This is a genomic window from Microbacterium sp. CCNWLW41 (assembly GCF_037083505.1).
The window spans coordinates 1-21710 of the sequence record NZ_JBAOJP010000021.1; the positions used below are offsets into that span (position 1 = coordinate 1).

Here is a 21710-nt window from a genome sequence, read left to right on the forward strand (position 1 = left end):
GGGGGGGGCGGGGGGGGGGGGGGCGCCGGCGCGCCCCCCCCCCGCCTCCACCCCCGCCCCACACCCCCGGGGGGGGGGCGCGGGGGGGGGCCCCCCCGACGTTCACGAGAAGAGGGATCCGGTGGGCTGTCCGCATGACCTCACGGCATCGCTCGGCGCCCAGCTTCCCTAGCTGCTCAATCTGGCCAGATCAGCAGATCACCCGAACACTGCCAACCACGGCCCCGGATCCATGGGCGTCCCCCACGGCCAAATGCGCCCGGCGTATGTGCAGTTCTGAATGATGGGGGTGCCCTGTTGCACCTCGTCACGAACAGCTTGATTGCAGGTCCATTCATTGACGAAGTAGTGAGTTCCGGGCTCGATACCGTATGCGAGCGCGCCACCCCCTACGACCCCAAGCGCCCCTGCGATCAACGCAGCGCTCACGACGGTCTTGGTCCTCAACTTCATCGTTGTCTCCGATCTGTTGTCAGCGTCGTCCTGCGACCATAGCTACCGGTCACGGAGGCCGCAAGGAGAGCAAAGCTCGGCGCCCGGATCCCGCAGCGCCGCCGTAGGCTCGGAGGATGGGCCGCGCACGGGACAGGGACAGGGAGCCGCCCTCCGCGCGCCTGGGCTCGGGAGGGATCGCGCGGATCGTCCCGGCCGAGTTCGGCGGCGGATACGAGGTGCTCATCGACGACACCCCGCAGTCCCACGTAGACCTGGAAGACCCGACGCACCTGCACTTCGAGTACGTCATGCGGATGGGTGCGGTGATCGACCAGCTCGGCGAACCCGGCTCGCCGCTGTCCGCGGTGCATCTCGGCGCCGGCGGCCTGACCCTCCCCCGCTACATCGCCGCCACCCGTCCCGGATCCCGCCAGCAGGTCGTCGAGCTGGAGGCCCCGCTCACGGACCTCGTCCGCGAGCACCTGCCGCTGCCCCGCGGCGCCGCGATCCGGATGCGGATCGGAGACGCCCGGGAGGCGGTGCGGCGCCTGCCTCCGGCACTGACCGGTCACGTCGACCTGATCGTCGCAGACGTGTACTCCGGCGCGCAGACGCCCGCGCACCTCACGAGCGTCGAGTTCTACCGGGAGCTGTCCGCCCTGCTCGCCCCGAGCGGCGTGGTCCTCGTGAACGTCGCGGACGGCCCCGGCCTCGCCTTCGCGCGCCGCCAGGTCGCGACGCTCGCCGCGGCGCTCGGCGAGGTCGCGATCCTCGCGGACGCGCAGATCCTCAAAGGGCGGCGCTTCGGGAACCTCGTGCTCGCGGCCTCGCGGGATCCGCTCCCCTCCGACGCGCTTCCGCGGATCCTCGCCGCCGGCCCCCATCCCGCCAAGCTCGCGCAGGGCTCCGAGGTCGCGGCGTTCGCGAAGGACGCGCCGATCGTGACCGACGCCACCGCCGTGGCCTCCCCGCGACCCGACGCCTCGATCTTCCTGCGCTGAGCGGGCGTGGCACGGCGCCTCGCTCAGGTTCAGGAGGCAGACTGGATCGAGACGATCGGAACGGAGAGGGCGCAGACGTGGGTTTCATCAAGGGATACGACACCGAGACCCTGCGTGAGCTGGTGGACCCGACCGAGTGCGAGCAGCGCCTCACCGAGATCGAGCAGCAGCGGAGCCTGCCCGCCCTCCTCGAGCGCGTGTGGCTGCTGAAGGTGCTCGGACGCCTGGACGAGGCGCTCGCCCTCGCCGACGAGACCGTGCGGCAGGCCCGCATGGCCGGCACCCGCAAGGACCTCGTGCGCGCCCGTGTCCTGCACGCGACGGTCCTGCAGTACCGCGGCGCGTACGCCGCCGCGGACCAGGAGCTCGCGACCTGCGTCGCCGAGGCGGAGGGGCAGGGATGGATCGCCATCGCCGCCTTCGCGCATCAGCACCACGGCAAGGTCGCGCTCGAGGCCGGAGAGCTGGAGCAGGCCAGGGAGAGCTTCAAGCGCGCGCTGTTCCTGCGCCGCGAAGCCGGTGCCGACGACGCCGCCCTGGAGACCGTGCTCCTCGCGATCGAGGCGGTCGAGCGCCGGCGCGACCCCGTGAGCGCCGTCGGCTGACCCCTCTCGCTCCCCTCTCCCCCGCCCCTCTCTCCCACCCCTCCAGTCGAGTGGTCACTTTTTGTGGGTTGAGCGGCGCCGAACCCACAAAAACTGACCACTCGACGGATGGGGGCGGGGCGACGGACGCGCCGCGCGGCCCGGTGTCGCCGGGGTGGCCTAGCCTTGCCCTATGGCCGATCTGGACCGTGTGCGCATCTGGGGCGAGGCGCTCATCCGGCTGCATCTCGACGACTCCTGGGTCTTCGGGTTCGACAACGCCAAGCGCCGGGCGGGTCTGTGCAACTACCGGGACAGGCGGATCACCGTCTCGCGCTACCTCGCCGCGCGATTCGACGACGACGAGATCCATCAGGTGCTGCTGCACGAGGTGGCGCACGCGCTGGCCGGGCACGACGCCGCGCACGGGCCGGCGTGGAAGCGCGTGGCTCAGGGCCTCGGGTACGTCGGGGGCACGACGCATCACGGCGAGACGGCCGTGGAGCTCGCGCCCTGGGTGGGATCCTGCCCCGCGGGCCACGTGACCTACCGGCACCGCCGCCCGAACCGCCCGACCTCGTGCGCCCGGTGCTCCCGGCAGTTCGACGAGCGTTACGCGTTCACCTGGACGCGGCGCGAGATCACCCGGGCCGACCGGCTCGCCGCTCTCGCGCCGCGCTGATCGACGGCCCGATCGACGCGGACCCGCCCCGGTGTTTGGATGGGGGCATGAGGATCCTGCTGAAGTTCACGATCGACACGGACGCGGACGCCGCCTGGCGCGCCCTGCACTCGCCGACGGTCCTCGCCGAGATCTACGGGCCCTTCCTGACCGTGGAACCGCTGGATCCTGCCGAGGCGGAGGTCGTCGCCGTGGACCCGGATCCTCGTCGTTCCGCCGCTGTGCAGCTGGGCCTCCTCGGACGCGTCCCGCTCGGCCGCCAGCTCATCTCGGTGTCCGATCGCACGCGGACGCTCGGCGGGCAGACGGTGCGGATCCTGCGCGACAGCGGGATCCCGCTCACCGGCCCCCTCGCGAGCCTGGACGTGTGGGACCACCAGATGGCCGTCTCCCCGGACCCCGACGACCCCGCCCGCACGCTGTGGCGCGACCGGCTCGTCATCGGCGGGCCGACCGCGGCCCTGCTGTGGCCGTCCCTCTGGCTCACCTGGCAGTGGCGCGCCTGCCGGATCCGCCGGCTCGCGCGCTCCTGGGCACACGACCCGGAGCTCCCGGACCCCGCCGTATGACGCGACGGCGAGGCCCCGCGATCCGCAGGGATCGCGGGGCCTCGCCTGCGCGACGTCCATGCCGGAGCAGCCCCCGACGACCGGCACCGGGTCGGTCCGGATCAGTCCGCAGCGAGCGCCTCCACCGGCACGACCCGCGTCGCGAGCCGCGTCGGAGCCACCGAGGCCACCAAGGTGAGCACCGCGGTCGCGGCGACGATGATCGCGATCGGCATCCACGGCACCGCCGGCGCCACGAGTCCGGCCGGGGCGAAGTCCGGCAGCACCGGGACGGATCCGAGGAGCGACTGCGCCGCGATCCAGCCGTACGCCACGCCCAGCACGATGCCGGTGAGGGTGGCGGCGACCGTGATGTGCACCGCCTCCAGGAGCACCATCCGCCGGACCTGGCGACCGGTGAGACCGATCGCCCGGAGCAGCCCCAGCTCGCGCTTGCGCTGCACGACGCCGATGGTGAGCAGGTTGATCATCCCGACGGCGGCGATGACGGCGGAGATGGCGACGAGCACCATCATCACCGACGCGAACGCGTCGACGGGGGCGAAGAACGCCTCCGCGACCTCGCCCTCGGTCTGGCGCACCAGCAGCGCCTTGACCGACTCCAAGGCGACGGCGAACATCGTCACGAGCGTCACGCCCATCACCACGCCGATCGCCATCCGGCTGGAGCGCTCGGGGTGACGCAGCGCGTTCTCCGCCGCGAGCCGCGCCGTCGCACCCGTCCCGAACAGACGGCCCACGAGCCTCAGCACGGGAGGCATGACCAGCGCGGCCCCGATCGAGAGGCCGGTGAAGGACAGGATCCCGCCGAAGAAGGCGATGACCACCCCGAGCGGCGTGACCAGACCCGCGACGACGCCGCCGGCGAGCAGCGCGCCGCCGAGGATCAGGAGGATCAGCGCGACGATGTGACGGCCGGGACGAGTGGCGACCTCCTCGTGGGTGCGCTCCGCGGAGCCGCCCAACGCCTGGAGGGGGGTCACCGTGAGCACGCGCCGGGATCCGACCCACGCCGCGATCCACGTCGTCAGCGCCACGCCGACGACCGGGAGCACGACGCCCGGCTGCAGCAGCGTGAAGTCCTGCGGCGCACGCTCGAGCAGCTGCCCGCCCAGGGCCTGCCCCGCCGCGGAGACGCCGATCCCCACGGCGAGCCCGATGAGCGCGCCGATGATCCCGACGACCAGGCCCTGCCCGGCGACCTCGGCTCGTTGCGCCCGCGCCGACGCTCCGATCAGGCGGAGCAGGGCGATGCGGCGGGTCCGGCCGGCGATGATCGTCGTGAACGTGTTGGCCGTGACGATCGCGGCGACGTACATCGCGACGCCCGTGAGCAGGACGGACAGGATCACCACCACGACCGCGAGCATCTCGCTGTCGCCGATGAACGGGTCCGCCTTCAGCAGCGCGCCGATGTAGACGGTCACCTCCACGAGGAACACGCCGAACGCGGAGGCGAGCGCGGCGACGAGGACGCTGGCGCCCATCCCGCGGTCACGCAGCCACGCCAGCCGAGAGGCGGGCAGCGGCGTCTCCAGCAGCGTGCCGGAGACGGTCGCGGCCGTCACGCCGCCACCTCCGCCGCGAGCATGTAGGCGGCGATCTGCTCCGCCGTCTGGCGCGGGTGGTCGGCGACGATCCGGCCGTCGCCGAGGTACAGCACCCGGTCGGCGTGGCTGGCGGCGATCGCGTCGTGGGTCACCATGGCGATGGATTGGCCGTGCTCCCGGCTGGCCGTGCCGAGCAGCTGCAGCACCTCCCGGCCGGTGGCCGAGTCGAGGTTCCCGGTCGGCTCGTCGGCGAACACGAGGTCGGGGGCGGTGGCGAGGGCGCGCGCGATGGCGACGCGCTGCTGCTGTCCCCCGGACAGCTGGTGCGGGCGGTGGCGCAGCCGCGCCCCGAGGCCGAGCGTCTCGATGAGCCCGTCGATGCGCGCGCGCTCGACCGCGCTGGGGCGCCGGCCGTCGAGCTCGAACGGCAGCAGGATGTTGCCGATGGCGTCGAGGGTGGGGACGAGGTTGAAGGCCTGGAAGATGAATCCCACCCGGCGCCGGCGCAGCACCGTCATGTCCAGGTCGCCGAGACCGGTGATCTCGGTGTCCCCGATCCACGCGCGTCCCTCGGTGGGGGCGTCGAGGCCGGCCATGATGTGCATGAGCGTCGACTTGCCCGAGCCCGACGGGCCCATGATCGCGGTGAACTGGCCACGGCGGATTCCGACGCTGACGTCGTCGAGGGCGCGCACCGCGCCCTCGCCCGCGCCGTACGTCTTGGTCAGGTGCTGGACGCGGGCGGCGAGGCCCAGGTCGCTGGTCGTGATCTCCATGCCTTCGACGCTAGGGATCCGCCCCGTGCGCCCGCGTCGGCCCCGGGACGCATCCCCGTACATCCCGAGGATGATCCCGCCCGCACCGGAGGTCCCGGAGAGGACTCAGGCGAGGCCGTGCTCGAAGGCGAAGACGACGAGCTGGACCCGGTCGCGCAGGTCCAGCTTCGTGAGGATGCGGCTGATGTGCGTCTTGACGGTCGCCTCGGACAGGAACTCCCGGGCGGCGATCTCGGCGTTCGACAGGCCCCGCGCGGCCAGCGCGAAGATCTCCCGCTCCCGATCCGTCAGGGCCTCGAAGCTCGCCGGGACGGGCTGAGGCTGCGGGCTGGAGAAGTGCGCGAACAGATCGCGGGTGGCCGAGGCCGCGATGACGCTGGAGCCCGCGTGGACGGTGCGGATCGCCGCCAGCAGGAACTCCGGCTCGGCGTCCTTGAGGAGGAAGCCGCTCGCCCCCTGTCGGATCGCCTGCGCGGCGGCCTCGTCGAGATCGAAGGTGGTGAGCATGACGACGCGCGGCGGGTCGGGCTCCGTGAGCAGCTGTGCCGTCGCCGTGAGCCCGTCCATGACCGGCATCCGGATGTCCATCATCACGACGTCGGGGCGGGTGGCCCGGACCACGTCGATCGCCTCCCGCCCGTCGCCGGCCTCGCCGACCACCTCGAGGTCGGGCTGCGACGAGACGAGCATGCGGACCCCCGCACGAAACAGCGCCTGATCGTCCACGAGAACGACCCGGATCATCCTTCTCCTCCCCGCACGCGCGGACGCGTCATGCCTCGGTCCCCGTCGGTGGACCGATCGGGAGGGCGGCGTCGACGACGAACCGGTCGTGATCGCGCCCGGCGGACAGCGTACCGCCCACGAGCTGGGCGCGCTCGCGCATGCCGATGATCCCGTGGCCGCCGCCGGTCCCCGCCGAGGCGGAGGCGTCCCCGGTCACGGCGTTCTCGACCCGGATCCGCACCCGGTCCATCTCCCAGGCCAGGTGCACGTCGACGTCCCCGCCTCCGTGGCGCAGGGCGTTGGTGAGCGCCTCCTGGAGGATCCGGTAGACGGCGAGCTGGATGGCCGCGGGCGGCTCTCCGGGCGGCATCGGGTCGACCGTCACCCGCGGCTCGATCCCCGCGGCCCGCACCTGACCGTAGAGCGTCTCCAGGTCGGCGAGGGTCGGCTGGGGCCCCTGCCCCTGCCGATGCCGCAACTGCGCGAGGAGCAGCCGGACGTCGGCGAGCGCCGACCGCGCGGTCTGCCCGATCGTCGTCAACGCGGCGGTGGCCTGGGCCGGGTCAGCAGCGGCGGCGTAGCGGGCGCCGTCCGACTGCGCGATGACCACGGCGAGCGAGTGGGCCACGACGTCGTGCATGTCCCGGGCGATCCGGACGCGTTCCTGCTCCGCGGCGGCCACGGCCTCGGCGGCGATCTGCGCCTCCCTCGTGCGCCGGCCGTTCAGGACCACGCGCCACAGCAGGCCCGCGCCCCAGGAGATGACGAGGGAGAACAGCACTGAGGAGCCCATGAGCACGCCGAGGGCCAGCCGGCGAAGCGCCGCCTGCTCGTCCTGGATCATCCCGGAATCGAACAGGACCGCGAGGTACACCCCGGCGATGACGCCGCCGGCGAGCGTGGAGCCGCCGCCGATCCACAGCACCGTGCGCGTCCCCCACGCGGCGGTCGCGAACAGCACGACGAACACCGCCGTGTCGTACAGCGCGGGGCTGAGCCCGGCGGCCATCTGCACGATCGCGGCGCCCCAGGCGATCATGAGCGCGGGAAGCGGCGCGAGCCGCGCGATCGCCGCGGCGGCCCACATCGCGAGGGACACGAGGATCGTGATCGAGATCGAGAGCGGACCGGTGCCGAGCCAGCTGCTGAGCTGCTCCACGATCATGACGAACGAGAGCGGGGTCGTCACGAGGAACGCGAACGCGGCGCCCACGATGTCCAGGACGAGCCACAGACGAGGGACGGATCGGATCACCCCCTCACGCTACGCGAGCGCGCCGGCGCCCGGCATCCGCCTCCCGATGTATCCGCACCGGGGCACCGCGTTTCGACTCGCGGAGACCCGCACTGAGCGAGCGAAGCGAGTCGAAGTGTCGCTCAACGACCGAAAGGGCCCCCCGGACGTTGAGCGAGGAGCGCAGCGACGAGACGAAACGCGAGGCCGCGGATACGCTGAGCGGATGGATGCGCTGCGGGTGGCCGGGGCTCCCGGAGCGGGCAAATCGGCCGCGGCGTGGGCCATCGCGCAGCGCTTCGCCGCCGACGGCCACGCCATGGCCTACGTCGACATCGACCAGCTCGGCATGTGCTATCCGGCGCCGGCGCACGACCCGGACCGCTGGGCGCTCAAGGAGGAGGCGCTGGCGCGCGTCGCCGACGCCTTCCATGACCTCGGAGCGGATCGACTCGTCGTCTCCGGCGTCGCGCGTCCCGACGCACCTCCGCCGGCGCTCCCCGGTGCCCGGGCGAGCGCCGTCTGGCTGGACGCCGACGCCGACACGCGGCGCGCACGGCTCGCCCCGCGCGGATGGCCCGCCGACCAGGTGGAGGCCACGGTCGCGGCGGGCACCTCCGCGGCGTCCCGCCTCGATCCCGCGTGGCGGCGGATCCCCACCGACGCCCACACCCTCGACGAGACGGTGTCGGCCGTCCTCGCGGCGACCGACGACGCATCCGGGCGCCCGCCGACGGTCGTTGAGCGAGGAGCGCAGCGACGAGACGAAGCGCCGCCCGCACCCGATCCGGTCGGTCCCCCGCCGCTCCTCCCCGTCCGATGGATCACCGGCCCGCGCGGCGCCGGAGCGTCCCGGGTCGGCTGGGAACTGGCGTCGTCCGCGTGGCGCGAGGGGCGCCCCACCGGGTTCGTGGACCTCGCCCAGCTGTCGTTCGCCGCGAACCTCCGCCGCCCCGTCGGGCTGCGCACGCTGCTCGCCGTGCGCGACGTGTTCGCCGCCGCGGGCGCGCACGAGCTCGTGGTCGTCGCCCCGTTCGCGATCACGCCGCAGCAGGTGCACGCGGCGCTCGGCGCACAGGCCCGGATCGCCCGGCTGGAGGCCCCCGCTCCGGTGCTGCGCGCACGGATCCGCGAACGCGTCCGCGGCGCCGGTCCGCTCCTCGCCGGGGACGATCTGCGCGAGGCCGACGAGGCGACCGTGCAGGCCGTCGCCGCGACGGCGGAGCGACAGCGCGCCGTTCCGCCCCGCGTCGGGGAGCAGCTGATCGACGCCGCCGACGAGCCCGCGGTCGTCGCCGACCGCCTCCGCGCCGCCGTGGGCTGACCCTCGCGTCATCCGCCCCTCGACCCGCACCGGGGTCGCGCCGGCGTCAGTCGCCGAGGAGCCCGCGGATGCGGAGGCGGTCCGGCTTGCCCGAAGGCAGCAGGGGAAGCGCCGAGAGGACGACGATGCGAGCGGGACGGGCGTGCGGACCGATCTCCGCCGCGACGAGCGCACGCACCTGCGCGAGGGCGGCGTCGACGTCGGCGGGCGCCTGGTCCGTCACGACGCACGAGGCCTCCCCCCAGCGGTCGTCGGCGACGGCCACCGCCACGGCGGACTCCAGCCCCGCCACGCCGCGCACGATCCGCTCGACCCGGTCGAGGGAGACGTTGATCCCGCCGGAGATCAGGACGTTGTCGAGGCGCCCGGTCACGCGGACCTCGCCGTCGACCACCTCGCCGGCGTCGCCCGTGCGGTACCAGCGCGTGCCCTCCTCGTCCGTGACGAATCCCGCGGCCGTCCGCTCCGGGTCGCCGAGGTACCCGGTCGCGAGCATGGGCCCGGCGATCCGCAGCTCCCCGTCCCGCGCCTCGACGCGCACGCCGTCCAGCGGCGCCCCGTCGTACACGCAGCCGCCGCTCGTCTCGCTGGAGCCGTAGGTCCGGACGACCCGGACGCCCCCGTCCTCCGCGTGCTCGCGCACCGGCGCGGGAAGGGACTGCCCGCCGACGAGGACGGCGTCGTACGCGGCGAGCGCCTCCCGCACATCCTGGCGCTCCTCCGCCGCCTGCAGAAGGGTGATCAACTGGGCCGGGACGAGCGAGGTGTGACGCCGCCCCCCGGACCCGAGCGCGGAGGTCGCCTGGACGAAGGCGTCGGGCGTGAAGCGGCCGTCGAGCATGACAGGTCTGGTCCCGGCGAGGGCGGAGCGCACGAGCACCTGGAGCCCGGCGACGTACCCGGCGGGCAGGGCGAGCATCCACTGCCCGGCCCCGATCCGCGCCTCGGTCGTGGCGGCGCTCGCCCGGAGCGCGGCCGCCCCGATGACGACCCGTTTCGGGATGCCGGACGATCCCGAGGTCGCGATCACCACGGCGGTGCCGTCGGGCGCCTCGTCCTCGGGTCCGGGGGCGAAGCCGAGGGCGAGAGGGCGCGACCCGTCGAGCACGGCGGGCAGCGCCGCCTCGATCGCGCGCGGATCCGCTGGCGCGGCGTGCAGCCTCATCCGATCAGCCTCCTGTGCGTCCGGCGAGCGCCCTGGGCCGGTCCCCGGCGCGATCCGTCCCGCATCCTGTCCTCGACAGCCTCAGAAGTGCCAGGGGTAGGGCGACCAATCGGGATCCCGCTTCTCGAGGAACGCGTCGCGGCCCTCGACGGCCTCGTCCGTCCCGTAGGCGAGCCGGGTGGCCTCGCCGGCGAAGACCTGCTGACCCACCATCCCGTCGTCGACGGCGTTGAACGCGAACTTGAGCATGCGGATCGCGGTCGGCGACTTCGTGAGGATCGTCCGCGCCATCGCGATCGCCTCGCGCTCGAGCTCGTCGTGCGCCACGACGCGGTTCACGGCTCCGGCCTCGTAGGCGCGCTGCGCCGAGTACTCCTCGGCGAGGAAGAACACCTCGCGGGCGAACTTCTGACCCGTCTGGCGGGCCATGTACGCGGATCCGTATCCGGCGTCGAACGACCCGACGTCCGCGTCGGTCTGCTTGAACCGGCCGTGCTCGGCGCTCGCGATGGACAGGTCGCACACGACGTGCAGGGAGTGGCCGCCGCCGGCCGCCCACCCCGGGATCACCGCGATGACGACCTTCGGCATGAAGCGGATGAGCCGCTGCACCTCCAGGATGTGCAGACGCCCGGCCCGGGCCTGCTGCGCGGCGGGGACCGCCGACTCGTCGTCGGAGTACTTGTAGCCGTCCCGCCCGCGGATGCGCTGATCGCCGCCGGAGCAGAACGCCCACCCGCCGTCCTTGGGGCTCGGGCCGTTGCCGGTCAGCAGCACGACGCCGATCCGCGGGTCCTGCCGGGCGGCGTCGAGCGCCCGGTACAGCTCGTCGACCGTGTGCGGGCGGAAGGCGTTGCGGACCTCGGGCCGGTCGAACGCGATGCGCGCGATGCGGCCGTCGCGCGACACGTGCGCCGTGGTGTCGGTGTAGACGTCCGCCCCGGGGGCGAGGGTCCATTCGGCCGGGTCGAACAGGGCGGAGACGGGGCTGTCGGTCACGGGCTCCAGCCTATTCCCGCCGTCTCGCCCCCTCGCTCGCGCCCGACCCCGATACCCTCCATGCCCGATCTGCACACCTCGTCCCGATCTGCACAGGGATCCCGGCCAGGGGTGTGCAGATCGGGTTCGGGTGTGCAGATCGGGACGGGGAATCGGACGTGCGGATCGGGACGGGTCAGCGGGAGGCGCGGAGCTTGCGGAACCCGTCGGCGGCGGAGGCGAACAGCACCCCGACGAACACGACCGTGAGGATCACGTTCAGGATCGTCATGACCGTCCCCTGCGCGCTGCCGAACAGCGCGGAGAAGCCGGGGGCGAGGAAACGGCCCTGCCAGACCAGGACGAACGCGGCGACCGCGGTGACCGCGCCGAGCAGAGCGTTCACGACGGCGAGTGCGACGTTCCAGCCTCCCCGAACGAACACGAGGACGGCCACGAGGATCGTCAGCGCCATGATCACGAGGAACCCGGTGACGTATCCCGGCCACAGGTCGGGCGAGAGCACGTGCACGGCGTCGCGTCCCCAGCCGAGGAAGCGATCCCACAGCACGCTGCCGGCGAGGAGCACGCACATCACGATCGTCGCGACGAGGTCGGTGAGCGCCGCCCCCGTCCCCTCCACGGAGGGCAGCTGATCCGGATCCCAGTCGAGGACGGTCTTCCCCACCGATCCGGTCCGCTCCAGCACGAAGAAGACGAGCGTCGTCCAGAAGGCGATGTGCACCACGGACTGGAGGACCGCGGGCAGGATGGCGCCGATCACCTCGCCGATCCCGCCGCCCTGCAGCAGCGCCGCCAGCGCGACGGCGACCGCCACGCACGGCGGGACGATCCAGAGGAGCAGCTTCAGCAGCCGCAGCCATGCCGCGTAGTACCGGGGGCCGACGAGGTGCAGGGGACGGTCGGTCAGCGAGGCGGCGTAGGCCAGCGGCTCGCCGAGACCGGCGACGACGGCGCGCTCGGCCGCGTCGGGCGCCTCGCCCGCGGCGACGCGCGGCTCGACCTGTTCGGCGATCGCGGCCTCGAGCTCCGCGACGACCTCGTCGCGCACGGCGACCGGGACGGAGCGTCCGACCGCGGCGACGTAGCGGGCGGCGTAGGCGGGATGGGCGGTGGTGGTGGGCATGTCAGTGCTCCGTTCCGGAGAGGGCGGCGGTCGCCGCGGCGATGGCCGCGACCTCCTGGATGAGGGCGTCGGCGAGACGGATCCCCGCCGCCGAGGTGCGGTAGAACTTCCGCGGACGGGCCTCGTCCGTGTTCCACTCGCTGTCGAGGAAGCCCTGCTTCTCCAGACGGCGGAGCAGGGGGTAGAGCGTGTTCGCGTCGGTGGGGAACCCGGCCGACGCGAGCTGCTCCAGCAGGCCGTAGCCGTAGCCGGGCTCGCGCAGCAGCTGCAGGCTGGCGAGCACGATCGTGCCGCGACGCAGCTCCTGGAGGTGTCCCTCGAACTCGTCTTGACTCATGCCCATCACTATATTGTGTGACACACACTATTGTCAAGGACACGACATCGTGCGAGCCCCGGATGCTCCTGCCGCGAGCCCCGCCGACCTCGTCGAGCGGGCCCGGGCAGGATGGAGGCATGCCCGCACGGATCGAGATCGCCCGCATCGACCCCTTCGACGACGAGGCCGTGGACGCGTGGTGGGACGTGTACGCCGCCGCTCGCCGCGCCGACCGCGGCGAGCGCGCCGTGCTGTGGTCACGGGAGGAGATCCGCCGGGAGCTGCAGCAGGAGTCCGGCGTGACGGACCGGCGCGCGTATCTGGCCCGTCAGGCCGGCGCCGTGGTGGGTGCAGCGAGCCTCGCCCTCCCCCTCAAGGACAACACGCACCGGGCCGAGGTCGCCGTGTACGTCGGTCCCGCCGACCGTCGTCGGGAGATCGGATCCGCGCTTCTGGCCGCCGTCGAGGACGAGGCCCGCGCCGCAGCCCGCCGCACGCTCACCGGCGCGACCCAGTGGTCCGCCGACGGGCCGCGCGACGGGGCGGGGCATCCCGGGCCGGAGTTCGCCCGAACGCACGGGTACGACATCGCCCTGGGCGATCTCGAGAGCACGCTCGCGCTCCCCGTCGCCGCCCGGACGCTCGACACCCTCCTGGCGGACGCGCCGCGGGACGACTACGCCGTCCGCAGCTGGATCGGCCCCGTCCCGGAGGACGTCGTCGCCGGATGGGCGGAGCTGGACAGCACGCTCGACACCGAGGCGCCCACCGGTGACCTCGACATAGAGCGCGCCGCCCCCGATGTCGCCGGCATCCGTGAGAACGAGGACCTCATCTCCGCACAGGGCCGGACCTCCTTCGGCGCCGTGGCCCTCGCCCCGGACGGGGCGGTGGCGGCGTACACGCAGCTCGTGGTCTCCGGCGACGACGGCAACGCATACCAGTGGGGCACGCTCGTGCGCCGCGCCGATCGCGGTCACCGGCTGGGTCTGCGCCTCAAGGTCGAGAACCTGCGCCGGCTCCAGCAGCACATGCCCGAGGTGCCGCGCGTCATCACCTTCAACGCCGAGTCCAACGCCCCGATGCTCGCGGTGAACGAGGCGCTGGGCTTCGTGCCGACCGGACGCCTGGCGGAGCTGCAGAAGCGACTCGACCCGGATCCGCCGGCGGCCGGGCCGGATCGCCGTGCCGAGGGCATGATGGACGCATGATCCCGCCGCTGACCGACGTCCTCTCCACCGCGCGCGTCGTGGCCCTTCCGCTGCACACCCGCTTCCGCGGCGTGGACGTCCGCGAGGCGGTGCTGTTCGAGGGGCCGCAGGGGTGGGCCGAGTTCGCCCCGTTCACCGAGTACGACGATGCCGAGGCCTCCGCGTGGCTCGCCGCGGCCCTCGCCGACGCGTGGGAGCCCCGTCCCGCGCCGGTGCGGGACGTCGTCCGCGTCAACGCGACCGTCCCCGCGGTCGCGGCGGGACAGGTGGACGCCGTGCTCGCGCGGTTCGAGGGATGCCGGACCGCGAAGGTGAAGGTCGCCGAGCCCGGCCAGACCCTGGCGGACGACATCGCGCGCGTCCGCGCCGTGCGGGAGGCGATGGGACCCGAGGGGCGGATCCGCGTCGATGCGAACGGGGGCTGGAACGTGGACGAGGCCGAGCGCGCGATCCACGCCCTCGCCGTGTACGACCTGGAGTATGCCGAGCAGCCGTGCCCGCGCGTCGAGGACCTCGCGGAGCTGCGTCGGCGCATCCGGTACATGGGGATCCCGGTCGCGGCGGACGAGAGCGTGCGCAAGGCCGCAGACCCCCTCGCGGTCGCGCGCGCCGGCGCCGCGGACCTCCTCGTCGTCAAGGCCGCGCCGCTGGGCGGCATTCGGCGGGCGCTGGGCATCGTCGCCGAGGCGGGGCTGCCGGTCGTCGTCTCCAGCGCCCTAGACACCGCCGTCGGGCTCTCCCAGGGCGCCGCCCTCGCCGCCGCGCTCCCGGAGCTCGACCACGACTGCGGTCTGGGGACCGCGTCCCTGTTCGCCGACGACGTCGCCGAGGCGCGACCCCGCGACGGCGCCGTGGGCATCGGCCGGGTGATCCCCGATCCCGCGGCCCTGTCACGCCTGGCCGCACCGGCCGAGCGCCGCGACTGGTGGATCGACCGGCTCACGCGCTGCCACGGCCTGCTGGCCGCCGGCGACGACCGGGCCTGACCCCGCGCGGCCGCCCCGGTCGTTGAGCGAACGCACCACGTTTCGACTCGTCGCTGCGCTCCTCGCTCAACGACCCGAAGAGGTTGTCGGTCGTTGAGCGAGCGCAGCGAGACGAAACGCCCCCAGGCCCGTTCAGCACGTTTCGACTCGTCGCTGCGCTCCTCGCTCAACGACCGGAAGAGGGTGCCGGCCGTTGAGCGACGCTTCGACTCGCTGCGCTCGCTCAGTGCAGGTCTCCGCGAGACGAAACGCCCCCAGCCCCGGGTCACCAGTCGTGGACGGTGCCGTCGGTCAGCCGGTTCACCGGCAGGTACGCGGCGGTGTAGGCGAACGAGGCGGCCGCCTTCTCGTCCAGCTCGACGCCCAGGCCGGGCGTCTCGCCGGGGTGCAGGAACCCGCGGTCGAAGGTGTACGACGTTCGGAACACATCGAGCGTCGTAGCGCTGTGGGGCATATACTCCTGGATTCCGAAGTTGTGGATCGCCAGGTCCAGGTGCAGGGCGGCCGCCATGCCCACCGGCGAGATGTCGGTCGGGCCGTGGATCCCGGAGCGGATGCCGTAGATCGCCGCGAAGTCGAGCAGCTTCCTCATCGCCGTGATCCCGCCGGTGTGGGTCACCGCCGAGCGGACGAAGTCGATCAGGCGCTCGGTGATGAGCGTCTGATAGTCGTACACCGTGTTGAACACCTCGCCGATGGCGAGCGGCGTCGTCGAGTGCTGGCGGACGAGGCGCAGCGCACTCTGGTCCTCTCCGGGTGTGCAGTCCTCCAGCCAGAACAGCCGGTACGGCTCGATGTCCTTGGCGAAGCCGGCGGCCTCGATCGGGGACAGCCGGTGGTGTCCGTCGTGCAGGATGCGCAGCTCCGCGCCGAAGTCGTGGCGGATGCTCTCGAACACGCCCGGCATGTGCGCGCGGTACTTGGCCGTGTCCCAGACCTCCTCGACCGGGGCGGTCGCCGCTCCCCCGTCCGCCGCGCGCTTCGCGGGCTCGTAGTCGTAGCGCGCCCCCGGCGCGTTCGACGCCACGCCGTAGATCTGGCCGAGACCGGGAACGCCCGTCTGCACCCGCACCGCGGTGAAGCCCTGATCGACGTATCCCGTGATCGCGTCCTTCAGCGCCGCGTAATCCGTGCCCGACGCATGGCAGTAGGCGCGGATGCCGTCCCGGCTCGCCCCGCCGAGGAGCTGGTACAGCGGGACTCCGGCCTTCTTCGCCTTGATGTCCCACAGCGCCATGTCCACGGCCGCGATCGCCGCCATCGTGACCGGCCCCCGGCGCCAGTACGGACCGCGGTAGAGGTACTGCCAGGTGTCCTCGATCCGGTCCTCGTCGCGGCCGATGAGCGTGGAGGCGACGTGATCGCGGAGGTACGACGCGACGGCCAGCTCCCGGCCGTTGAGGGTCGCGTCGCCCCAGCCCACGACGCCGTCGGAGGTGACGATCTTCAGGGTGACGAAGTTGCGGCCGGGGCTGGTGACGCTGACGTCGGCGAGCTCGATGGTCATGCGGATCCTTCGGGAAGAGGGTGGGCGGGGCGAGGAGGGGCGCGGCGTGCGCCCCTCCGGCAGTCACATCGCGGGGCGCGGATCGGTGAGGTCGCGCCCGGTCCACTCGCGCCCCCAGATCGAGGCGACGAGCGTGCAGGCGGTGAAGACCGCGAGCAGGACGATGATCGGCACGACGCTGCCGGTCGCGGCGGCCACCCAGGCCGCGGCGACGACCGGGCCGACGCCGGTGGCGATGATGGCGGCGACCTCGCGGACGATCGCGGTCAGCGTGTAGCGGTTGCGCGCGCCGAAGATCTCGGGGATGGAGATGTTCTCCAGCGACGCCAGTCCCAGCACCGACACGTTGTGGATCACGATGTAGCCGACGAACACCGCGCCGATCTCCTTCGAGGTGATCGCGAGCATCGTCGGCACGACCAGCGCCAGGGAGAGCGCGGACATGACGATGTACATGCGACGCCGGCCGAACCGGTCGCCCAGGAAGCCGACGAGAGGGATCGTGAGGAAGCCGACGAGGGACGAGACGATGACGACCTCCGCGCCGATCCCCTTCTGCAGCGCCAGGTTCACCGTGATGAACGAGATCAGGTAGGTCTGGATCATGCCGGAGTTGCCGGCCTGGCCGAACCGCAGGAAGAAGGATACGATCGTCGCCTTGACCGGCTTGCGCCCGAGGGACTCCAGGGTGCGGATGTCGTTGGTCTCCGTCGCCAGGCGCACCATCTCGTCGCGGGAGAGCGCCTTGCCGTCGACGACGTCGGCGCGCTCCTCGAAGACCGGGCTCTCCTTGAGACGGAAGCGCACCCACAGCGCGAACAGCATGATCACGGCGCTGGCGACGAACGGGATCCGCCAGCCCCAGGCGACGACGTCGCTCTCGACCATGACGGCGAGCAGGATCGCCCAGATCGCCGAGGCGAAGAGCGTGCCGCAGTTCGTGCCGAGCGCGACGAGGGAGGCGACGATCCCGCGCCGGTTCGTCGGCGCGTACTCGCTGAGCATCACGCCGGCCCCGGAGATCTCCGCGCCCGCGCCGAAGCCCTGCATGAGGCGGAGGATCACGAGGAGGATCGGCGCGAGGATCCCGACCTGCTCGTAGGTCGGGAGCACGCCGATGAGGGTGGTCGCGGCGCCCATGAGCAGGATCGTGTAGAACAGCACGCTCTTGCGGCCGACCCGGTCGCCGATCCGCGCGAAGAACACGGCGCCGATCGGGCGGGCGACGTAGCCGACGCCGTAGGTCGCCATAGCGAGGACGACGGCCATCCCGGCGTCCTCCCCGGCGAAGAAGAGCTGGTTGAAGACGAGGGCGGCGGCCAGCGAGTAGAGCTGGAAGTCCATGAATTCCAGCGCGGTGCCGAGCCAGCCGGAGACGGCGGCGCGGACCAGGTCGCCCAGGCTGCGCTGCGCGGGCGCCGTGGTCGCGGCTCCCGGGGCGGATGAGGTGCTCATCGATACTCCTTCGTATGTGGCGGTCGTGCGGATCCGCTCCGCCGCGCCCCGATCGTCGAGCGAGCGGAGCGAGGCGAAACGGACAGCCCCGCCCCGGTCGTTGAGCGAGCGGAGCGAGACGAAACGGACATGGGGGGCAGAGGGGTCAGAGGGCGAGCAGGACCTTGGCGGAGGCCGAGGAGTCGCGTGCCGTGTCGAAGGCGGTCGTCGCCTCCGCCGCGGGCACGACGTGGGTCACCACCGCAGCGAGTCGGTCGGACCCCGCGAGGATCCGGACCGCCTCGTCGATCTCGTCGACGAAGCGGAACGCGCCGCGAAGGACCACCTCCTTGCTCGGCAGCGGCGCGAGGTTCACGGCCGCCTCGGCGTCCGGCAGCATCCCGACCTGGACCACGGTGCCCGCCCTGCGGACCGTGCGCACCGCCTGCGTGAGCGACGCGGGGTGACCCGCGCACTCGAACACCACGTCGTAGGACTCCGCCGGGATCTCCTCCTCGCCGACGCGGTGCTGCGCGGCGGCGCCGAGCTCGGTGGCGCGGGCGAGAGGCTCCGGGCGCAGATCGGCGGCGCCCACGGCTCCGGCGCCCGCATGCAGGGCGGCCGCGACGACCAGGAGCCCGATGGGTCCGGCGCCGATGACGAGGACACGGCGTCCCGTGAGATCACCGGCGAGGGAGACGGCGTGGAGCGCGACGGCGAGCGGCTCCGCGAGGGCGGCGCGCTCCAGGGGCAGGCTCTCGGGCAGGACCCGGACCATGTGCTCCTCGACGATCAGGTATTCGGCGGCACCGCCCTGACGATGCGGGAATCCGGCCGCGCTGCCCAGGTAGTCGCCGCCGGGCCGCAGGTGCGGGTGCTCCTCGAGCCCCGCGACGGAGGCCCCGTAGCGGGCGGGGTGCACGGTCACCGGCGTCCCCGCGGCCAGGCGTCCGGACGGGTCGAGGTCGACCACCCCGGACAGCTCGTGACCCGGGGTCAGCGGCTCCCGGATCGTGAACTCGCCGTTCGCGCCGTGGAAGTAATAGTGCAGATCGGATCCGCAGATCCCGACGAATCGCACCCGCAGACGGATCTCGCCGTCTCCGGGCTCCGGGATCGGGGCGTCCTCCCAGCGGACGTCCTCCTTGCCGTGGATCGCCAGTCGCTTCATCGGGACTCCTCGTCGTGGGCGGGATGGGTTCGTCCGGTGTGGTCCATCGTCGCGGACACCGGCTCGGTCGCGTCCACCGCGTCGCGGATCGCCGCCTCGACGCCGTGACGGGTGATCGTCTCGATCAGCTCCCCCACGCGATCGGCGAAGGCCGGCCGTTCGCCGAGCTCCTGGCCGAAGAGGCGGAGGCCGGAGAGGACCCGGTGGGCGAGCTCTCGCGGGTCGCGGGACGCCGCGGCCTGCTCGGCGAGCCGCGGGCGTGCCGCATCGGACATCGCGCGGGCGTGCGCACCGGGGTCGAACCCCGGAAGGGGAGCCATGCAGGCGAGGTAGCCGGCGACCGAGAGCGCGATGAGGTGGGGCATCCGCCCGTCGCGCAGCAGCCGCAGCGCCGGCTCGGGGATGCGCTGGCGGAGCTTGACGGACCCGTCCGTGCCCACCTGCGAGGTCCGGTGCGCCAGGGCGTCGTTGGCCCACCGGGCGAAGAGCTGGCGCTCGTATTCCTCCAGGTCGACCTGCGAGGGGACCTCGATCGACGGGACGTACTCACGGGCGAGGATGGCCCGGGCGGCGCGCTCGATGGCGGGGCGGGCGATCGCTCCGGCGATCAGCTCGTCGCCTCCGAGCGCCCCCAGGTACGCGATGAGGGAGTGGGTGCCGTTGAGGAGACGGACCTTCATCTGCTCGTAGCGCCCGACCTCGTCGGTGAACACGGCACCCCCCGCTTCCCACGCCGGTCGACCGGCGGCGAAGCGGTCCTCGATCGCCCACATCGTGAAGGGCTCGGCGGGGACCGGGACCTCGTCCCTGACCCCCAGGCTCCGGGCGACGTCCGCGCGGAGGACGTCCGTCGTGGCGGGGACGATCCGGTCCACCATGCTGGACGGGAACGTGACGGCCGCGTCCAGGAAGGCCAGCGTCTCCGCCCCCGCGGCTCCGGGGAGCTCCTGGAGGAACTCCCGGACCCGGTGCCCGGTGTGCTCGCCGTTGGCCGCGAGGTTGTCGCAGCTGAGGATGGTGATCGGCTCGCCGCCGGCGGCCGCCCGGCGCTGGAGGCCGCGGGCCAGCTGCCCGATCGTGCTGCGCGGGGACCCGCCGGCGAGATCCGCGACGATCTCGGGAGCGCCGGTGTCGAGGAGCCCCGTGGCCGGCGAGGAGCTGTAGCCGTTCTCGGTCACGGTGAGGGTGACGATGCGGATCGCCGGGTCGGCGATGCTCGCCACGACCCGATCGGCGTCATCCGCGGCGACGAACGCGTCGGTATGCGCGCCGGGGATGCTCAGCCCCATGCCCTCCGGCGAGATCTCGGCGACCGCGTAGAGGAGGTCCTGCCGGTGCAGGGCGTCGACGACGGACCGCGAGCGCGAGGCCACCCCGACGATCCCCCAGTCCCCGCCCTCCGCGGCGAGCGCAGCTGCCGTGAACACGGCCTGGTGCGCACGGTGGAAGCTGCCGAGGCCGAGGTGCACGATGCCGGCGCCTGCGGGACGCGGAGGGACGCGGAGCCCTCCGGAGGCGGAACGCCGGAGACCCGGGGTGGCGCTCATCGCACGACCGCCTCGGTGACGACGCCTGCGGGATCCTCCGTGATCAGCATGAGAGCAAGCATGATTGACTTGTACAAGCTTGTCAAGTGCTTGCACAAACCGTGATGCAGCATGATGATGAGGACACCGATCCGCCAGAGGAACACCGTGACCGTCACCCTGACCGACATCGCCCGACACGCCGGAGTCTCGCTGGCGACCGCCTCCCGTGCCTTCGGCGAGCCGGAACGGCTCGCCCCCGCGACGCTGCGTCGCGTGCACGAGGCCGCGGCGGAGCTCGGTTACGAATCGACGCAGACGCCCTCGGGCGAGAAGACCATCGCGATCGTCTTCCCCGACGTCGCGAGCCCCGTCTACGCGGCACAGCTGAAGGGGATCCAGTCCCAGGCCTGGCAGGGACGACACGCGACCGTCGTGTTCGACTCCGACGAGGACCTGCGCCGCGAGCGCGAGCAGATCGAGCGCGCCCGTGCCTTCGACGGGATGCTGCTGTGCTCGCCGCGCCTGCCCGCGGACGAGGTCGTCGCGCTCGCGGGAACCACGCCGTTCGTCGTGCTCAACCGCATCATCGAGAACGCGCACTGCGTCGTGATGGACACCGAGCAGGGACCGCGGCAGGCGGTGGAGCACCTCGTCGCGCTGGGACACCGCCACATCGCGTACGCCTCCGGCCCCGCCCACTCCTGGGCCGACATCCGGCGCGGCGGGACGATCGCCCGCGCCTGCGAGGAGCTGGGCGTGCGCATGACGCGCCTGAGCCATCAGGCGGCGTCGATCCAGGGCGGCCGGGCGGCGGCCGCGACGGTGGTCGCCAGCGGCGCCACGGCGGTGATCGCCTACAACGACCTCATCGCGCTCGGCATCGAAGCCGGGGTGGCGAACCTCGGGCTCCGCTGCCCCGATGACCTCAGCATCATCGGCAACGACGACATCGACCTCGCCTCGGCCACGCGGCCGGGGCTCACCACGGTGCGCCTCGCGATCGGACGCTGCGGAGCGCTCGGGGTCGAGCTGCTGACCCGGGCCATGGCGGGTGCCCGCCCGGACGGCGTCGTCGACCTGGACTCGCAGCTCATCGTGCGCGGCTCCACCGCCCCGCCCCGCACTCCTTCCGGTCGTTGAGACGAAACGCGCACCAGCCCCCGCTCACCACGTTTCGTCTCGTCGCTGCGCTCCCGCGCCTCGGTCGTTGAGCGAGCGAAGCGAGACGAAACGAAGCGGGGTCGGGTCACCACGTTTCGTCTCGTCGCTGCGCTCCTCGCTCAACGACCGGAAAGGGGCACCCCAGAGCGGAGCGATGGCCTCGTCCGACGCGCCGGCATCGGGCCTGGCGGGAGCCGACCGAAGGACGGCGGGGGACCGCG

At 72.9% G+C, this 21710-nt stretch carries 20 protein-coding genes; 8 read left to right on the forward strand and 12 right to left on the reverse strand.

All coding sequences use genetic code 11. The features are described 5' to 3' along the window. The first annotated feature begins 569 nt into the window (after nucleotides 1-569). From V6R91_RS36085 to V6R91_RS36100, 4 genes are all read left to right on the forward strand, one after another. Nucleotides 570-1436: a spermidine synthase gene (locus V6R91_RS36085; protein WP_336399329.1), complete on the forward strand. Its 867-nt coding sequence runs from the start codon at nucleotides 570-572 to the stop codon at nucleotides 1434-1436. A gap of 77 nt (nucleotides 1437-1513) precedes the next feature. Then, nucleotides 1514-2041: a hypothetical protein gene (locus tag V6R91_RS36090; protein ID WP_067249698.1), complete on the forward strand. Its 528-nt coding sequence runs from the start codon at nucleotides 1514-1516 to the stop codon at nucleotides 2039-2041. A gap of 172 nt (nucleotides 2042-2213) precedes the next feature. Continuing rightward, nucleotides 2214-2702 carry a SprT-like domain-containing protein gene (locus tag V6R91_RS36095; protein WP_336399330.1) on the forward strand — a complete coding sequence of 163 codons (489 nt, stop codon included), beginning with the start codon at nucleotides 2214-2216 and terminating at the stop codon, nucleotides 2700-2702. 47 nt (nucleotides 2703-2749) lie between these two features. Further along, on the forward strand, nucleotides 2750-3271 hold the full coding sequence (locus V6R91_RS36100; RefSeq protein ID WP_336399331.1) for a hypothetical protein: 522 nt from the start codon (nucleotides 2750-2752) through the stop codon (nucleotides 3269-3271). Between the two features lie 101 nt (nucleotides 3272-3372). Here V6R91_RS36100 and V6R91_RS36105 read toward each other — a convergent pair whose 3' ends face one another. The 4 genes from V6R91_RS36105 to V6R91_RS36120 form a co-directional block, all read right to left on the reverse strand. Then, the gene (locus V6R91_RS36105) at nucleotides 3373-4839 is read right to left on the reverse strand and encodes an FtsX-like permease family protein (RefSeq protein WP_271062114.1); all 1467 of its coding nucleotides are present in this window, start codon (nucleotides 4837-4839) and stop codon (nucleotides 3373-3375) included. After that, nucleotides 4836-5597, reverse strand: a complete 762-nt coding sequence (locus V6R91_RS36110; protein WP_067249685.1) for an ABC transporter ATP-binding protein — start codon at nucleotides 5595-5597, stop codon at nucleotides 4836-4838. The genes V6R91_RS36105 and V6R91_RS36110 overlap by 4 nt, the downstream gene beginning before the upstream one ends. Nucleotides 5598-5702: 105 nt before the next feature. Then, the gene (locus V6R91_RS36115) at nucleotides 5703-6341 is read right to left on the reverse strand and encodes a response regulator transcription factor (RefSeq protein WP_271062113.1); all 639 of its coding nucleotides are present in this window, start codon (nucleotides 6339-6341) and stop codon (nucleotides 5703-5705) included. Between the two features lie 28 nt (nucleotides 6342-6369). Next, the gene (locus V6R91_RS36120; protein WP_336399332.1) at nucleotides 6370-7578 is read right to left on the reverse strand and encodes a sensor histidine kinase; all 1209 of its coding nucleotides are present in this window, start codon (nucleotides 7576-7578) and stop codon (nucleotides 6370-6372) included. A 205-nt stretch (nucleotides 7579-7783) separates the two neighbouring features. Here V6R91_RS36120 and V6R91_RS36125 point away from each other — a divergent pair, with 205 nt between their 5' ends. Further along, entirely contained in the window at nucleotides 7784-8881 is a 1098-nt protein-coding gene (locus tag V6R91_RS36125) for an AAA family ATPase (RefSeq protein WP_336399333.1), read from the forward strand. A gap of 46 nt (nucleotides 8882-8927) precedes the next feature. Here the strand turns inward: V6R91_RS36125 and V6R91_RS36130 are convergent, their stop codons facing one another. The 4 genes from V6R91_RS36130 to V6R91_RS36145 form a co-directional block, all read right to left on the reverse strand. After that, the gene (locus V6R91_RS36130; RefSeq protein WP_336399334.1) at nucleotides 8928-10046 is read right to left on the reverse strand and encodes an AMP-binding protein; all 1119 of its coding nucleotides are present in this window, start codon (nucleotides 10044-10046) and stop codon (nucleotides 8928-8930) included. A gap of 81 nt (nucleotides 10047-10127) precedes the next feature. After that, the gene (locus V6R91_RS36135; protein WP_336399335.1) at nucleotides 10128-11045 is read right to left on the reverse strand and encodes a 1,4-dihydroxy-2-naphthoyl-CoA synthase; all 918 of its coding nucleotides are present in this window, start codon (nucleotides 11043-11045) and stop codon (nucleotides 10128-10130) included. Between the two features lie 175 nt (nucleotides 11046-11220). After that, nucleotides 11221-12171, reverse strand: a complete 951-nt coding sequence (locus V6R91_RS36140; protein WP_336399336.1) for a hypothetical protein — start codon at nucleotides 12169-12171, stop codon at nucleotides 11221-11223. Nucleotide 12172: 1 nt separating this feature from the next. After that, the gene (locus V6R91_RS36145; RefSeq protein WP_336399337.1) at nucleotides 12173-12508 is read right to left on the reverse strand and encodes a PadR family transcriptional regulator; all 336 of its coding nucleotides are present in this window, start codon (nucleotides 12506-12508) and stop codon (nucleotides 12173-12175) included. Between the two features lie 119 nt (nucleotides 12509-12627). On the opposite strand from V6R91_RS36145, the gene V6R91_RS36150 reads away from it, so the two are divergent. Further along, entirely contained in the window at nucleotides 12628-13701 is a 1074-nt protein-coding gene (locus V6R91_RS36150; RefSeq protein ID WP_336399338.1) for a GNAT family N-acetyltransferase, read from the forward strand. Further along, nucleotides 13698-14687 (forward strand): o-succinylbenzoate synthase, encoded by a 990-nt coding sequence (locus V6R91_RS36155; RefSeq protein WP_336399339.1) that lies wholly within the window; start codon nucleotides 13698-13700, stop codon nucleotides 14685-14687. The genes V6R91_RS36150 and V6R91_RS36155 overlap by 4 nt, the downstream gene beginning before the upstream one ends. Nucleotides 14688-14952: 265 nt before the next feature. Here the strand turns inward: V6R91_RS36155 and manD are convergent, their stop codons facing one another. The 4 genes from manD to V6R91_RS36175 form a co-directional block, all read right to left on the reverse strand. Next, nucleotides 14953-16194 (reverse strand): D-mannonate dehydratase ManD, encoded by a 1242-nt coding sequence (gene manD, locus V6R91_RS36160; RefSeq protein ID WP_336399340.1) that lies wholly within the window; start codon nucleotides 16192-16194, stop codon nucleotides 14953-14955. 63 nt (nucleotides 16195-16257) lie between these two features. Further along, nucleotides 16258-17649 carry an MFS transporter gene (locus tag V6R91_RS36165; protein WP_271062610.1) on the reverse strand — a complete coding sequence of 464 codons (1392 nt, stop codon included), beginning with the start codon at nucleotides 17647-17649 and terminating at the stop codon, nucleotides 16258-16260. Nucleotides 17650-17794: 145 nt separating this feature from the next. Then, nucleotides 17795-18799 (reverse strand): zinc-binding dehydrogenase, encoded by a 1005-nt coding sequence (locus tag V6R91_RS36170; RefSeq protein WP_336399341.1) that lies wholly within the window; start codon nucleotides 18797-18799, stop codon nucleotides 17795-17797. Beyond that, complete coding sequence (locus V6R91_RS36175) at nucleotides 18796-20346, reverse strand: mannitol dehydrogenase family protein (protein ID WP_271062612.1); 1551 nt, start codon at nucleotides 20344-20346, stop codon at nucleotides 18796-18798. The genes V6R91_RS36170 and V6R91_RS36175 overlap by 4 nt, the downstream gene beginning before the upstream one ends. A 147-nt stretch (nucleotides 20347-20493) precedes the next feature. Here V6R91_RS36175 and V6R91_RS36180 point away from each other — a divergent pair, with 147 nt between their 5' ends. Continuing rightward, the gene (locus V6R91_RS36180; RefSeq protein ID WP_336399342.1) at nucleotides 20494-21468 is read left to right on the forward strand and encodes a LacI family DNA-binding transcriptional regulator; all 975 of its coding nucleotides are present in this window, start codon (nucleotides 20494-20496) and stop codon (nucleotides 21466-21468) included. Nucleotides 21469-21710: the final 242 nt, after the last annotated feature.

Bases quoted from the DNA above. Each gene is read 5' to 3' on its own strand.
- V6R91_RS36155 (WP_336399339.1), top strand. From the start codon at position 13,698: ATGATCCCGCCGCTGACCGACGTCCTCTCCACCGCGCGCGTCGTGGCC.
- V6R91_RS36130 (WP_336399334.1), bottom strand. From the start codon at position 10,046: ATGAGGCTGCACGCCGCGCCAGCGGATCCGCGCGCGATCGAGGCGGCG.
- V6R91_RS36115 (WP_271062113.1), bottom strand. From the start codon at position 6,341: ATGATCCGGGTCGTTCTCGTGGACGATCAGGCGCTGTTTCGTGCGGGG.
- V6R91_RS36150 (WP_336399338.1), top strand. From the start codon at position 12,628: ATGCCCGCACGGATCGAGATCGCCCGCATCGACCCCTTCGACGACGAG.
- V6R91_RS36100 (WP_336399331.1), top strand. From the start codon at position 2,750: ATGAGGATCCTGCTGAAGTTCACGATCGACACGGACGCGGACGCCGCC.
- V6R91_RS36170 (WP_336399341.1), bottom strand. From the start codon at position 18,799: ATGAAGCGACTGGCGATCCACGGCAAGGAGGACGTCCGCTGGGAGGAC.
- manD (WP_336399340.1), bottom strand. From the start codon at position 16,194: ATGACCATCGAGCTCGCCGACGTCAGCGTCACCAGCCCCGGCCGCAAC.
- V6R91_RS36165 (WP_271062610.1), bottom strand. From the start codon at position 17,649: ATGAGCACCTCATCCGCCCCGGGAGCCGCGACCACGGCGCCCGCGCAG.
- V6R91_RS36140 (WP_336399336.1), bottom strand. From the start codon at position 12,171: ATGCCCACCACCACCGCCCATCCCGCCTACGCCGCCCGCTACGTCGCC.
- V6R91_RS36175 (WP_271062612.1), bottom strand. From the start codon at position 20,346: ATGAGCGCCACCCCGGGTCTCCGGCGTTCCGCCTCCGGAGGGCTCCGC.
- V6R91_RS36125 (WP_336399333.1), top strand. From the start codon at position 7,784: ATGGATGCGCTGCGGGTGGCCGGGGCTCCCGGAGCGGGCAAATCGGCC.
- V6R91_RS36085 (WP_336399329.1), top strand. From the start codon at position 570: ATGGGCCGCGCACGGGACAGGGACAGGGAGCCGCCCTCCGCGCGCCTG.
- V6R91_RS36095 (WP_336399330.1), top strand. From the start codon at position 2,214: ATGGCCGATCTGGACCGTGTGCGCATCTGGGGCGAGGCGCTCATCCGG.
- V6R91_RS36145 (WP_336399337.1), bottom strand. From the start codon at position 12,508: ATGAGTCAAGACGAGTTCGAGGGACACCTCCAGGAGCTGCGTCGCGGC.
- V6R91_RS36110 (WP_067249685.1), bottom strand. From the start codon at position 5,597: ATGGAGATCACGACCAGCGACCTGGGCCTCGCCGCCCGCGTCCAGCAC.